Here is a 12,768-nt window from a genome sequence, read left to right on the forward strand (position 1 = left end):
GCCGCGGTGATCCAATCGCGAGCAAGCCCGCTCCCACTGTTTCATTTGCTGGTTGGCTTTGCCGACACCCGCCAAACCTTGTTGCCGACATCATCGGCCACCAGTAAATCTCCCTGTTTATCGATCACCACGCCCACGGGTCTGCCCATGGCTTTCTCGTCAGCGTTGAGAAAGCCGGTCAGTACATCAACCGGCATACCGGCGGGTTTTCCGTCGGCAAAGGGTACAAAAATCACTTTGTAGCCACTGTGCGGCTTGCGGTTCCAGGAACCGTGCTGGCCAATAAACGCGCCTTGGGTAAAGTCGGGCAGTTTGCTGCCTTCGGCAAAACTCAGCCCCAGGGATGCAGTGTGCGGGCCGACGGCATAGTCCGGTGCAATGGCTTTGGCGACCAGTTCCGGATTTTGCGGGTTGACCCGTACATCCACGTGCTGGCCGTAATAGCTGTAGGGCCAGCCATAGAAGCCGCCATCCTGAACTGAAGTGATGTAGTCGGGCACCAGGTCGCTGCCGATTTCGTCGCGCTCGTTTACCGCTGTCCAGAGCTTGCCGGTTTTGGGTTCCCAGTCCATGCCATTGGGGTTGCGCAGGCCCGAGGCGAAAATACGGTGGTTGCCGGTGGCGCGATCAACTTCCCAGATCGCGGCGCGGCCTCCTTCCTTGTCCATGCCGTTCTCGCCCACGTTGCTGTTGGAACCGACGGTGACATACAGCTTGGTGCCGTCAGGGCTGGCGATGACGTTTTTGGTCCAGTGATGGTTCAGTGGGCCGCCCGGTAAGTCGAGCACCTTGACCGGATTGGCTTTGATGCTGTTTTCGCCCGCCTGATAGGGGACGCGTAAAAGCTTGTCGGCGTCAGCGATATACAACTCGTCGCCCACCAGGGCCATGCCAAAAGGCGAGTTCAGATTGTCGAGAAAGACCGTGCGGGTTTCGGCCACGCCATCGTGGTCTGCATCGCGCAACAGGGTGATCCGGTTCGCGCTTGGCACTGCGGCCCCGGCGCGGGCCATCACCTTGTCTGCGATCCAGCCTTTGATCCCCTTGCTGTCATCCGGTTTGGGCGGTGCGTTGGTTTCTGCGACCAGCACATCGCCGTTGGGCAAGACATAGAGCCAGCGCGGATGATCCAGGCCTTCGGCGAAGGCGGCGACCTCCAGGCCTTGGGCGGCAATGGGCGTGGTGCCATCAGCCCAACCGACCGCCGGGGCGATATTGACGGTGGGTATCAGGGTTTTGTTCGGTTCGGGTAATTTGGGCGAGGGGCCGGTGCCATCACTTACTTGCAGGGTCGACGACTCGCCGCAGGCAGCCAATCCTGCCGCAAGTACGATGACAATAGCGTGCTGGCGCTTGAGCATGTGAATCTCCATGAGGTTTTGGTCTTGTAAGTCATAGAGAAGCTTAGCGGGTTAAAGGTTCAGGCTGAATATCATGTCGCCAAGGCTGGCGGGGTATTAGTTTTTGATATCCGCGAGATAACCCGAACTCGTTGGGCATTATTGCCGACGGAGTTCATAAACCCTTCAAATGCAGCTATGAGGAGGGTAAGTCATGTTCCATTCAGCTAGAGGGAAAGTGATAGATAAAACAATTTTCAAACAGGTAGGGCAGTCAGTATCTGAGCGCGCTTTGCTTCATGACAGCGAAGGAACGCTGGATTGGTTCAGTTGGCAAATGCTGGCTGATCTGGATCTTTGGAGAATACCGGTGAGTTGTGAACTCGGTGGGTTGGGTGGAACCTGGGTCGAGTGTGCTGAGTGCCTGGATGAGGTGGCAAGGGAGTGTGAAGATCTAGGTTTCTTGATCACGAGCCTTGGTCATATTGGTTCCTTGCGACTGCTCTGCGATTACGGCACTGACGAGCAAAAACAGCGTTGGCTACCCCGGTTGTTGAGGGGGGATATTGCAGTCACCGCCATGACGGAAGCCAGTGGTGGGTCTGACCTGTCGAAAATGCAATTGGCTGCGGTCAAAGTGGGAAGCGGTTATCGGTTAAATGGCAAGAAAACCCATATTACGAATGCCCCTGTTGCAACAATGGGGCTTCTGGCGGGGCGTATTCCTGCCCTGGGAGTGAAAAAAGACATCACTCTATTTTTTATGGATCTGGATGTGCCAGGTGCCCGTATTGGTCCGGCAGAAAAAAATCTTGGACTTCGCACAAGTCCAACGGCAGATATTGAAATCGGCAATGTCAGCATTGAAACAGGCAATATCATTGGTGCTCCAGGTGCGGGTTTAAAGATTCTGCATGTGATTATTTCTTTTGAGCGGGCACTGTATGGAATTATTGCCGCCGGTCTTATCGACAGCATGACTCGATCAGCCATGCAGCGCAGTCTTTCCAGGCAGGCGTTTGGCCGTAATATTAGTCATTTCCAATACGTGCAGAGCAAGCTGGTGGGGATGAAGATGTCTTCGATTATCTGTCGAAGTTTGACCTATGAGGCCTTGCGGATGCTTGAAGAAAAAGAACCTGATGGGTCTTCTGTGTGTTCGTGCGTCAAATACCAAGCGGCAGAGCGTTTGATGGAGTCTGCGGATAGCCTGATGCAGATTTACGGTCACCTGGGTTATTCAGATCCGAAAATAGGAAAGTGCGTGCGCGATGCTGCCGGTATGAAGATAGCGGGTGGAACCAATGACATACAAAAGGTGAATATATTCAATCAAATGTTAAGCCTATACACCGTCAGATAATACGTGTTCCCGCGCGGTAGGCGGTTGCGATGGCGAATGCCAACCTGGTTAGTCGTGCATCTGCGTGTTCGGGGAGTTTTATGAAAAGTTTGGACGACGGCAGGGGAGGCAGTTGTTCATTGGTGATCATGTAGAGCCCTTGTGCAATAGCATGGGTCGGCATCACGCCTATGCCCTTGCCAGAGGCAATGAAGTCTGAGAGCACGTTGTGCTCAATGGCCGAGCAGATAACGGTTGAGGCGTGATCGCGGGCGCCGAATGCCTGTTGCGCGATCAACCGGATATGACTGCCTTCAGGAGGGAGGGCGAGAGCAATGGACGTGCCTTGATAGACAACGGTTCCGATTGCGGACACCCAGCTCAAGGGAACCGCTGCAATCTCAATACAGTCCGCAAGTTCTGTATGAAGAATAAAAGCCATATCCAGCTGACGCTGGTCGATCAGTTTTGACGCCTGATCCGACAGGACGCTCACAAAGTCATAATGGGTGGAAGCAATTGCAGTGTTGACGATTATCGTGCTGATCAAGTGTGGGTCGTAATGTTCAGGCAGACTTATTTTTAGCGCGTGCGGAGGAATGTCGCAGGTGAACAAGTTAACCAGGTCATCATTGAGTGTGAGTATTTTTAACGCGTATTCATAGACTTTCAACCCGGCAGGCGTTAAGCGGATTTCTTTGCCGCGCTCCAAAAGTTGAGTGTTGGTGAATTGTTCGAGTTTTTTTATTTGCAGGCTGATCGCAGATTGTGTTCGAAATAGTTGTTGTGCTGCTTTTGTGAACCCTTGTGCGTTGCTGACGTAAACCAGAGCTCGTAATAGATCGATGTCTATGTTGGTGAGTTTCATGGCTGCTTGCTACTGTTGGAAGATGAGTTCCTATTTTTTGTAAAGAAAGATTAGCGCGCAAGTAAGTGCTGTCTGCTTCCAGTGTAGGGCGCTTCTCGTCTCGTTTATAAGGTCAACTTGCAGGCTAAATCACGGGAACAGAGCACTGCTGATAGCCGTTGAGGCTATCAGTGCAGTTCGACTCAAGGCCTTGTGCGTTGCCTGCTCAGGTTTAACGAGCTTGTAAAAATAGCCAAAAGAACGATTGCCATGCCTGTCAATTCAACGGCCGTTAGCGTTTCATTAAGTAATGACCATGAAAGTACAGTCGCGATGATCGGCTGCAGGAGCAACACAATTGAACTGAAAGAGGCGGACAGCCCTTTTAGCGAGACAGCGACAAGCAGTTGACCAAAGACCTGCCCGCATAGAACCAGAGTCAACAGCAAGCCCCAAGTGCTCAATGTCGAAGGCCAGGGAGCACCTGACAAAATGAATGCGGGCAGCAAAATCAGGCTGCACCCCGTGGTGATAGACAGCATGATTACGGACGATGGGCAGTTATAAACGCGTACTTTTTTGATGGTTACTATGTAGGCCGCGTAAAAAAACGCGGCCAGCAAGGACAGTGCCTCTCCCCAAAAGTCGCGGTTGACGGGTTTGTCCAGCAGGCAAAGTACATACATGCCGCTCATGGCCAACAACAAGCATCCCACCTCCTGCAACTTGGGCTTTTCAACAATGCCGGCCAATCCCATCAGTACGATGAAGAAGGGGGCGCAGTTAGTCAGCAGTGTTGCAATAGCCACGTCTGTGCGCCGGATGGCGAAGTGCATGACGGTCAGGTCAGCGGAGAAAAATACAATCGCCAACAGGATCAACCAACCAAAGCGTTTGTCCTTGGGGCGCAGCGAGATTTTTCCATGTTTGAAAAAGCAAAGCATTGCCATGAACGGTATTGCCAGAAGCACTCGGTAAAATGCAGAAACCTCAGCGTCAAAGGGCAGGGCTTTGACGGTCACCGGTGCGATGCCCAATAAAGAAGCCCCCGTCACCAATACTATGATCAGTGAGCCTTTCTCGGGCAGTGCATAGGTGCCCCTCATGTATGTCTCCCGGCAATCTTGTTACAGATACGTTTTTCAAAAAAAGTGCGATCAACAATCGCCCTCGTGTGTGTGCCCTCCAAAATGGATTCAGTGCCATCTGTGGCCTGAATATCAAACACGATGCGTTTTGTCGTGGCGCTTACGACTGTGGCGCAGATGTGCACAGTGAAACCCTCCGGGGTCGGGGCCAGGTGCCTGTTGTTGTGTGCTGTGCCCAGGGTCATGCAGGCAGGGTCGATAAGCCCCTCCAGAGCTTTCATTGCAGCCAGTTCTGCCAGCCACAAGAGAATGGGCGTAGCCAATACTGGCGTGTCATTTTTCCAATGCGAGGCCAGATCTGTTGGCAACACGGTATGCACAATGACACCGGATTTTCCGATCAGGTCAGGCATAGACCGACGCCTTTTTTAAAACGTCAGGAGCGCTGTAAACGACCTCATTCAATAATGACAACATTTCATCCAGGGCATCCGCGGGGGTATTGAGCGGGGCCGCAAATATCAATGCATCACCGTGTTCGGAGGCTGCGAATCCGCTACTGGGATAGAGGTTCAGCCCTTTTGAAAATGCATGGTTCACGAGCCTTTGTGCGATTGCCGACGTTTTCTCAAAGGTCTTCTTCCCGGTTTTCTCTTTGACAATTTCCATGCCCCAGAACATACCCTTGCCACGTATGTCGGCTATCAAGGGGGAGTTAGCCAAGTAGTTGCGCAAATGCGGCTCAATGATCAATTCGCGCTCTGCGGATAACGTCACTAACGCCTCGTTCTCAATGACATCCAGTACCGCGTTGGCCACTGCCGCACCAATGGGATGGTTTGAGTGGGTATGGCCATGGGAGAAAATGCCGGAGCCCGATTCAATGGCCTCTTTGATGGCGGGGCAAACGAGTACGCCGCAAATCGGGAAGTAACTTGCATTCAAGCCTTTGCCCACAATGCAGATATCGGCCTGGACGTTGCCATGTTCAATGGCCAGCCATTTACCCGTTCTACCCATTGCTGTGAGTACTTCATCGGCAATCAGCAGGATGTTGTGGCGGTTGCAGATTGCGCGAATTGCTTCGAGGTAGCCCGCAGGGGGGACAATGGCCGCACCGGAAGCACCAGTGATGGGCTCTATCAGCACCGCTGCAATATGGTCGCTGCCTACTTCGCCCAGTTGCGTTTGCAGAGCATGGGCGCAGGCGAGTTGGCAGGTGTCAGGCGTTTTGCCATAGGGGCATCGATAGCAATAAGGCGTTGGCAGTGTAGGACGCTCTGCCGGGCTGCAAACACCCCGGCGGCGAGGCCAGTGGCCGGAAAGAGACAGAGTCGCTTTTGTTGAGCCGTGATAACTGATAGTCCTGCTCAAAATATGCTTTTTTTGCCCCAGCCCTTTTTCATCCCAGTATTGAACTGCCATGCGACACGCGGTTTCCACGGCTTCTGAGCCGCTGTTGACCAAGAAAGCACCGCCATAGCCCAGTTTATCGCACAGGCGGGCGGCAAGTTGCTCTGCCTGGACGTTGAGAAACTGTGTGCGATAGGTCGCGCTCAGTTGCTGTGCCTGTACGAGCATTTTGTCGATGATATGGGGGTGGCCGTAACCAAGAGAGCAGGAGATGGCTCCTGAACAGGCATCAAGTATTCGTCTGCCGTCATCGGTATAAATCACACAGCCTTCGCCACGACTTGCCATCGGCAACACACGGCGCACATCAGGTTTTATCAGGTGCATGGCCTTAACCTGTTTTTATTATTGGGTCTATGGAGTATTCACGGCCGTGTCTCGCCGTAAAATGAGTTTTTCTTGTGGGATGATTGGAAGTAATCATCGCGCTTTTTGGCGTGAACACTGACGGGCTTTAATTGACGCTCCCCCCCCAACCCTCTAACCTTCGCGGCTTGTTTCAGGTGCTCGGCAACGTAACGTTGGTCGAGTGAAACAGGGAAGCCGGTGAGGGCGTGTTTGTCCTGCACAACCGCCATGATCCCGGCGCTGCCCCCGCAACGGTAAACGAGTCAATGCCACGCCAACTGCCACTGTGATTGCTCACGGGAAGGCGCGTGGACAAGGGCGCCCTGTACAGGGCCGTCCGCTTGTGAGCCCGGAGACCGGCCTGATCCATCCACCACTCTCGCGGCGGGCGATGCAGTGTGTTTTTTATGAATTCCCCCCCGCCTCCCGTTTGCATCATTGAGCCCCAACGGAGAGCTGCCATGAACGAATCCCCCGAACGCGACGAACGTCATCAGGCGCGCATGCTGCGCAAAAAAGCCGTCATGGATGAGCGCATTGCCAGCTCGCCCAATGAGTGCGGGCTACTGCTGGTGTTGACCGGCAATGGCAAAGGCAAGAGCAGTTCCGCTTTTGGCATGCTGGCACGGGCCATGGGCCACGGCATGCAGTGCGGCGTGGTGCAGTTCATCAAAGGTCGCAACAGCACCGGCGAGGAGATCTTCTTCCGCCGCTTCCCCGAGCAGGTGCGTTATCACGTGATGGGTGAAGGCTTTACCTGGGAAACCCAGGATCGCCAACGCGATATCGCGGCCGCCGAAGCCGCCTGGGAAGTATCCCGCGAGATGCTGCGTGACCCGTCCATCGGGCTGGTTGTACTGGATGAGCTGAACATCGCGCTCAAACACGGCTACCTCGACCTTGAGCAGGTGCTCGCCGACCTGCAAGCCCGTCCGCCAATGCAGCATGTGCTGGTCACCGGGCGTGGCGCCAAACCTGAACTGATAGACCTGGCCGATACCGTGACTGAAATGGGTGTGGTCAAACACGCATTCCAAGCCGGGATCAAAGCCCAGAAAGGCATCGAATTGTGAGTGTTCAAGCATGAGAGAGTCGCGTCATTGCCCCGCGGTGTTGATCGCCGCACCGGCCTCCGGTCAGGGCAAGACCACCGTTACCGCCGCCTTGGCCCGATTGCATCGCAATCAGGGGCGCAAGGTGCGGGTGTTTAAATGTGGACCGGATTTTCTGGACCCGATGATTCTGGAGCGCGCCAGCGGTGCGCCGGTTTATCAGGTGGATTTGTGGATGGTGGGCGCGGATGAAAGTCGCCGCCTGCTGTGGGAAGCCGCTGGTGAAGCGGACCTGATCCTGATCGAAGGCGTGATGGGTCTGTTCGACGGTACACCTTCCAGCGCCGACCTAGCGCGCCATTTTGGGGTACCGGTGCTGGGTGTGATTGATGGCACCGCAATGGCCCAGACCTTTGGTGCGCTGGCCCTGGGCCTGGCCCGCTATCAACCGGACCTCCCGTTTGCCGGGGTGCTGGCCAACCGGGTTGGCACAGTGCGTCATGCACAGTTGCTCGAAGGCAGCCTGACCGAAGGCCTGCGCTGGTACGGCGCGTTGTCTCGCGAGACCGGGATCGAGTTGCCGAGTCGACACTTGGGGCTGGTTCAGGCGAGTGAGCTGAACGACCTGGATGCGCGTCTCGACGCGGCAGCCAATGCCCTGGCCAGCACCTGTGAGGTAGCGCTGCCACCCGCCGTTGAATTTGCAGCGCCCGAGCCTGTGCTGGTCGAGCCATTGTTGGCCGGGGTTCGGATTGCCGTGGCCCGGGATGAAGCCTTTGCCTTCACCTATGGTGCGAGTCTGGATCTGCTGCGGGCGATGGGAGCCGAGCTGGTGTTTTTCTCGCCGATTCGCCATGTCCGCCTGCCAGAAGCTGACAGCCTTTATTTGCCGGGCGGTTATCCCGAGTTGCATCACCTTGAGCTGTCGCGCAATACACCGATGCTGGAGGCGATTCGCGCCCATCACGCAGCCGGTAAACCGTTGCTGGCCGAATGTGGCGGCATGCTTTATCTGCTCGACGCCTTGACCGATGTCGACGGTCAGCGTGCCGAGCTGGTGGGTTTGCTGACGGGGGAGGCGACGATGCAAAAGCGTCTGGCCGCGTTGGCATTGCAATCGGTGGACATGCCCGAGGGGCTGCTGCGTGGTCACACTTACCATCACTCGCTGACCAGCACTGAGCTTGAACCTGTTGCCCGTGGCCTGAGCCCCAATGGCGGGCGCGGTGCCGAAGCGGTGTATCGCGAAGGGCGGATGACCGCCTCTTACGTGCACTTCTACTTTCCGTCCAATCCTCAGGCGATTGCTGCGCTGTTTGCGCCGTGCGCTGTGACGGCGCCATGACCGATAACGCCTTTAGTCCTGAAGAACGCGCAGCGGTGTACCGCGCCATCGCCGAGCGCCGCGATATGCGGCACTTCAGCGGTGGCAGTGTGGCACCTGAACTGTTGTCGCGTTTGCTTGAGGCGGCGCATCAGGCCCCGAGTGTGGGGCTGATGCAGCCGTGGCGGTTTATCCGCATCACTGACCGGGAACTGCGAGGCAGGATTCAGGGCCTGGTCGAGGCCGAGCGGGTACGGACCGCCGAGGCGCTGGGCCAGCGCTCCGATGAATTCATGACGCTCAAGGTTGAAGGCATACAGGACTGTGCCGAGGTGCTGGTGGCGGCGTTGATGGATGACCGTGAAAAGCATATTTTTGGTCGACGTACCCTGCCGGAAATGGACATGGCGTCGTTGTCGTGTGCCATTCAAAACCTGTGGCTGGCAGCACGTGTAGAAGGCTTGGGCATGGGGTGGGTGTCGTTGTTCGAGCCTGAGGCGCTGGCGAGCTTGCTGGGGTTGCCCCCGGGAGCCAAACCTCTGGCAGTGTTGTGCCTGGGCCCGGTCGAGGCTTTTTATCCCGCGCCCATGCTGGTGCTGGAAGGGTGGGCGCAAGCACGCCCACTGAGTGAACTGGTGTATGAGAATTATTGGGGAGTGAGTCCATGAGTGTGGCGTTGTTGTGCGTCGCCGGAGTGGCGCTGGATGCGCTGTTTGGCGAGCCCAAGCGCTGGCATCCGCTGGTTGCGTTTGGCCGAATGGCCGAGCGTATCGAACAGCGGTTCAATTCCGGCGGACGTGGCTGGCGCAGTCATGGTGTGACGGCCTGGGTGCTGGCAGTGTTGCCGCTGACGATCCTTGCAACGGCGCTTTCATGGCTGCCGTATATCGGCTGGCTGGTGGAAATTCTGGCGCTGTATTGTGCGCTGGGCATGCGCAGTCTCGGTGAGCACGTGCAGCCGGTTGCCGAGGCATTGCGTGCCAACGATCTGGAAGAGGCACGGACCCGGGTCGGCTATCTGGTCAGTCGCCAAACCAGCGAGCTGGACCCCACTGAAGTTGCCCGTGCGGCCACTGAATCTGTGCTGGAAAACGGCAGTGATGCTGTCTTTGCCACTATTTTCTGGTTTGTCGTGGCGGGAGCGCCGGGCGTGGTGCTCTATCGTTTGAGCAATACGCTGGACGCGATGTGGGGCTATCGCAACGAACGCTTTGAGCGCTTTGGCTGGGCTGCTGCCCGTATCGACGATGTTCTTAACTATATTCCGGCAAGGCTGGTTGCGTTGACCTACGCCGTATTGGGTAAAACCCGACTGGCCTTGAAATGCTGGCGCAAGCAGGCACCTCAGTGGGACAGTCCCAACGCAGGCCCGGTCATGGCCGCAGGCGCAGGGGCCCTGGGTGTGGAACTGGGTGGGCCGGCGATTTATCACGGCGAACTGCATGAGCGTGCGCAATTGGGCGAAGGCGTTCCAGCGGATGCGGACTCGATTGGTCGTGGCTGGCAACTGGTGCAACGTGGCGTATGGCTGTGGCTATTGATTCTGTGTGCGTGGAGTGAATTCTATGCTTGAACACGGCGGGCGTTTACGCAAAGCGGCGTTGCACTACGGCATTGACGAGGCTGACTGGCTGGATTTGTCCACTGGCCTTGCGCCCTGGCCTTTTGATATCCCGCAGATACCCGAGCGTGTCTGGGCGCGTTTGCCTGAAACCGACGATGGCCTTGAGCAAGCTGCCTGCGCCTATTACGGCGCATTGAGTGTGTTGCCGGTCCCGGGCTCGCAGTGCGCAATCCAGTTGCTGCCGCGCCTGCGCCGCAGTGGCAAGGTCGGTGTGCTGTCGCCGTGTTACGCCGAGCATGCGCATGCCTGGAGGCAAAGCGGGCACATCGTGCGTGAAATCATGGAGCAGGAAGTCGATTTCTACCTCGACACCCTGGATGTGCTGGTGGTGGTCAACCCCAACAACCCTACCGGGGTTAGGCACACGCCAGAGCGTCTGCTTGAATGGCATGCGCGGCTTGTGCAACGCGGTGGCTGGCTGGTGGTGGACGAAGCCTTCATGGACAACACACCCGCGTTCGGCCTGGCCGGGCACACCCAGCGTACCGGGTTGATCGTGTTGCGTTCATTCGGCAAGTTTTTTGGTCTGGCCGGGGTGCGGCTGGGTTTTGTGCTGGCCGAGCAAAAATTGCTCAAGTTGCTGGCCGAGCAAGTCGGGCCCTGGGCGGTGAGCGGACCGACACGCATTGTCGGCCAGGCCTGCCTGCTGGACACCGAAGGCCATGCTCGCCAGCGCGAGCGCAGTGAACTGGCCAGCGGGCGGCTGGAGCGATTGCTGGGGCTGCATGATGTGCCGCCCCAGGGCGGCTGCGCGTTGTTCCAGTGGTTGATCACGCCCCACGCCGACCGCCTTTACGAATTCATGGCGCACCGCGGCATTTTGCTGCGCCTGTTTGCCCACAACAGCAGCGTGCGTTTTGGCCTGCCCGCCGATGAGGCTGACTGGCAGCGGCTCGAGCTGGCGCTGGCGGCGTACACCAAGGAAACCACATGAGTACGTTGATGGTGCAGGGCACCACTTCCGATGCCGGCAAAAGCACGCTGGTGACGGCCCTGTGTCGCTGGCTGACCCGCCAGGGTGTAGCGGTGGTGCCGTTCAAGCCACAGAACATGGCGCTCAACAGTGCGGTGACTGCCGAGGGTGGCGAGATTGGCCGCGCTCAGGCGGTGCAGGCCCAGGCCGCCGGATTGGCGCCGCACACGGACATGAATCCGGTGCTGCTCAAGCCCAATAGCGACACCGGTGCCCAAGTGATCATTCATGGTCGTGCCGTCACCAGCATGAATGCGGTGGCGTATCACGACTACAAGGCCATTGCCATGCAAGCGGTATTGGCCTCCCATCAGCGTTTGAGTGCCGCGTATCCGGTGGTGATGGTCGAGGGTGCGGGCTCGCCTGCCGAGATCAATCTGCGGGCCGGTGATATTGCCAACATGGGCTTTGCCGAAGCGGTTGACTGCCCGGTGGTGTTGATTGCCGATATCAATCGCGGCGGGGTGTTTGCCCATCTGGTCGGTACCCTGGAGTTGCTGTCCGAGACCGAGCAGGCACGGGTCAAGGGTTTCATCATCAACCGCTTTCGCGGTGATATCGCCTTGCTACAGCCTGGCCTCGACTGGCTGGAGCAGCGTACCGGCAAACCGGTGATCGGCGTGTTGCCCTATGTGATGGACCTGCATCTTGAGGCCGAGGACGGCATCGATCAGCGTCAGACCGACAAGGTCGAGCAAGTGCTCAAAGTGGTGGTGCCGGTACTGCCGCGTATCAGTAATCACACCGACTTCGACCCGCTGCGCCTGCATCCGCAAGTTGACCTGCAATTTGTGGGGCCGGGGCAACCGATTCCTCCTGCAGACTTGATCATCCTGCCGGGCTCCAAGAGCGTGCGCAGCGACCTGGCCTACTTGCGTGCCAATGGCTGGGAAGGGGCCATCAGCCGACATCTGCGTTACGGCGGAAAGCTGCTGGGGATTTGCGGCGGCTTGCAGATGCTCGGCGAGCAGGTTCACGACCCGCTGGGCCTTGAAGGCGCAGCGGGTTCCAGTGCCGGATTGGGCTTGCTGGCGTTTAGCACCGAGCTTGCAGCCGAGAAACAGCTGCGCAATGTGCGCGGGCATCTGGTCCTGGAAAACGCGCCAGTCAGCGGCTACGAAATCCACGCGGGCGTAACCACGGGGGCGGCTCTGGAGCAGCCTGTGGTGCACCTGGATGACGGGCGCTGTGATGGCGCGCAAAGTGCGGACGGGCAAATTCTCGGCACCTACCTGCATGGTGTGTTCGAGTCGCCTGCGGCTTGCAGCGCGTTGCTGCGTTGGGCCGGTTTGCAGGATGTGCAAGAAGTGGACTACCACGCTCTTCGCGAACGGGATATCGAGCGGCTGGCGGATCTGGTGGAAAACCATCTGGATACCGCCTGCCTGCGAGCGTTGTGCGGGATTTGAGATTCATG

12 protein-coding genes and 1 riboswitch are annotated in these 12,768 nt (G+C 57.4%); of the genes, 7 read left to right on the forward strand and 5 right to left on the reverse strand.

All coding sequences use genetic code 11. From position 1 onward, the window contains the following. Positions 1-41: 41 nt before the first annotated feature. On the reverse strand, positions 42-1,361 hold the full coding sequence (locus VSQ83_RS05535) for a PQQ-dependent sugar dehydrogenase (RefSeq protein WP_326425618.1): 1,320 nt from the start codon (positions 1,359-1,361) through the stop codon (positions 42-44). Positions 1,362-1,554: 193 nt separating this feature from the next. On the opposite strand from VSQ83_RS05535, the gene VSQ83_RS05540 reads away from it, so the two are divergent. Then, complete coding sequence (locus tag VSQ83_RS05540; RefSeq protein ID WP_326425620.1) at positions 1,555-2,703, forward strand: acyl-CoA dehydrogenase family protein; 1,149 nt, start codon at positions 1,555-1,557, stop codon at positions 2,701-2,703. Here VSQ83_RS05540 and VSQ83_RS05545 read toward each other — a convergent pair. The 4 genes from VSQ83_RS05545 to VSQ83_RS05560 all read right to left on the reverse strand — a co-directional run bounded on the left by VSQ83_RS05545 (position 2,696) and on the right by VSQ83_RS05560 (position 6,357). Continuing rightward, positions 2,696-3,550, reverse strand: a complete 855-nt coding sequence (locus VSQ83_RS05545; protein WP_326425622.1) for a LysR family transcriptional regulator — start codon at positions 3,548-3,550, stop codon at positions 2,696-2,698. The genes VSQ83_RS05540 and VSQ83_RS05545 overlap by 8 nt on opposite strands. 182 nt (positions 3,551-3,732) lie before the next feature. Next, positions 3,733-4,635 (reverse strand): DMT family transporter, encoded by a 903-nt coding sequence (locus tag VSQ83_RS05550; protein WP_326425624.1) that lies wholly within the window; start codon positions 4,633-4,635, stop codon positions 3,733-3,735. Beyond that, the gene (locus VSQ83_RS05555; protein WP_219260725.1) at positions 4,632-5,030 is read right to left on the reverse strand and encodes a thioesterase family protein; all 399 of its coding nucleotides are present in this window, start codon (positions 5,028-5,030) and stop codon (positions 4,632-4,634) included. The genes VSQ83_RS05550 and VSQ83_RS05555 overlap by 4 nt, the downstream gene beginning before the upstream one ends. Continuing rightward, the gene (locus VSQ83_RS05560) at positions 5,023-6,357 is read right to left on the reverse strand and encodes an aminotransferase class III-fold pyridoxal phosphate-dependent enzyme (RefSeq protein ID WP_326425626.1); all 1,335 of its coding nucleotides are present in this window, start codon (positions 6,355-6,357) and stop codon (positions 5,023-5,025) included. Before VSQ83_RS05560 ends, VSQ83_RS05555 begins: the two co-directional genes overlap by 8 nt. Positions 6,358-6,514: 157 nt before the next feature. Then, positions 6,515-6,757: riboswitch (cobalamin riboswitch) on the forward strand. Positions 6,758-6,839: 82 nt separating this feature from the next. On the opposite strand from VSQ83_RS05560, the gene cobO reads away from it, so the two are divergent. The 6 genes from cobO to VSQ83_RS05590 are packed head-to-tail and all read left to right on the forward strand — an operon-like array spanning position 6,840 to position 12,760. Continuing rightward, positions 6,840-7,451: a cob(I)yrinic acid a,c-diamide adenosyltransferase gene (gene cobO, locus VSQ83_RS05565; protein WP_016779866.1), complete on the forward strand. Its 612-nt coding sequence runs from the start codon at positions 6,840-6,842 to the stop codon at positions 7,449-7,451. A gap of 10 nt (positions 7,452-7,461) precedes the next feature. Further along, a complete protein-coding gene (locus VSQ83_RS05570) occupies positions 7,462-8,775 on the forward strand; it encodes a cobyrinate a,c-diamide synthase (protein ID WP_326425628.1) in 1,314 nt (437 codons plus the stop codon). Beyond that, the gene (gene bluB, locus VSQ83_RS05575) at positions 8,772-9,422 is read left to right on the forward strand and encodes a 5,6-dimethylbenzimidazole synthase (protein ID WP_133075741.1); all 651 of its coding nucleotides are present in this window, start codon (positions 8,772-8,774) and stop codon (positions 9,420-9,422) included. The genes VSQ83_RS05570 and bluB overlap by 4 nt, the downstream gene beginning before the upstream one ends. Continuing rightward, on the forward strand, positions 9,419-10,327 hold the full coding sequence (gene cbiB / locus VSQ83_RS05580) for an adenosylcobinamide-phosphate synthase CbiB (RefSeq protein ID WP_219260721.1): 909 nt from the start codon (positions 9,419-9,421) through the stop codon (positions 10,325-10,327). Before bluB ends, cbiB begins: the two co-directional genes overlap by 4 nt. Then, positions 10,320-11,312 carry a threonine-phosphate decarboxylase CobD gene (cobD, locus tag VSQ83_RS05585; RefSeq protein ID WP_133075739.1) on the forward strand — a complete coding sequence of 331 codons (993 nt, stop codon included), beginning with the start codon at positions 10,320-10,322 and terminating at the stop codon, positions 11,310-11,312. Before cbiB ends, cobD begins: the two co-directional genes overlap by 8 nt. After that, positions 11,309-12,760 (forward strand): cobyric acid synthase, encoded by a 1,452-nt coding sequence (locus tag VSQ83_RS05590; RefSeq protein ID WP_326425630.1) that lies wholly within the window; start codon positions 11,309-11,311, stop codon positions 12,758-12,760. Before cobD ends, VSQ83_RS05590 begins: the two co-directional genes overlap by 4 nt. The last annotated feature ends 8 nt before the right edge of the window (positions 12,761-12,768 follow it).

Origin of the sequence: Pseudomonas sp. DSV-1, from assembly GCF_035830915.1 — a bacterium.
Taxonomy (GTDB): Bacteria; Pseudomonadota; Gammaproteobacteria; order Pseudomonadales; family Pseudomonadaceae; genus Aquipseudomonas.

Coding starts and splice junctions, on each gene's coding strand:
- VSQ83_RS05535 (WP_326425618.1), bottom strand. CDS start 1,361: ATGCTCAAGCGCCAGCACGCTATTGTCATCGTACTTGCGGCAGGATTG.
- cbiB (WP_219260721.1), top strand. CDS start 9,419: ATGAGTGTGGCGTTGTTGTGCGTCGCCGGAGTGGCGCTGGATGCGCTG.
- cobD (WP_133075739.1), top strand. CDS start 10,320: ATGCTTGAACACGGCGGGCGTTTACGCAAAGCGGCGTTGCACTACGGC.
- cobO (WP_016779866.1), top strand. CDS start 6,840: ATGAACGAATCCCCCGAACGCGACGAACGTCATCAGGCGCGCATGCTG.
- VSQ83_RS05555 (WP_219260725.1), bottom strand. CDS start 5,030: ATGCCTGACCTGATCGGAAAATCCGGTGTCATTGTGCATACCGTGTTG.
- bluB (WP_133075741.1), top strand. CDS start 8,772: ATGACCGATAACGCCTTTAGTCCTGAAGAACGCGCAGCGGTGTACCGC.
- VSQ83_RS05560 (WP_326425626.1), bottom strand. CDS start 6,357: ATGCACCTGATAAAACCTGATGTGCGCCGTGTGTTGCCGATGGCAAGT.
- VSQ83_RS05590 (WP_326425630.1), top strand. CDS start 11,309: ATGAGTACGTTGATGGTGCAGGGCACCACTTCCGATGCCGGCAAAAGC.
- VSQ83_RS05545 (WP_326425622.1), bottom strand. CDS start 3,550: ATGAAACTCACCAACATAGACATCGATCTATTACGAGCTCTGGTTTAC.
- VSQ83_RS05550 (WP_326425624.1), bottom strand. CDS start 4,635: ATGAGGGGCACCTATGCACTGCCCGAGAAAGGCTCACTGATCATAGTA.
- VSQ83_RS05540 (WP_326425620.1), top strand. CDS start 1,555: ATGTTCCATTCAGCTAGAGGGAAAGTGATAGATAAAACAATTTTCAAA.
- VSQ83_RS05570 (WP_326425628.1), top strand. CDS start 7,462: ATGAGAGAGTCGCGTCATTGCCCCGCGGTGTTGATCGCCGCACCGGCC.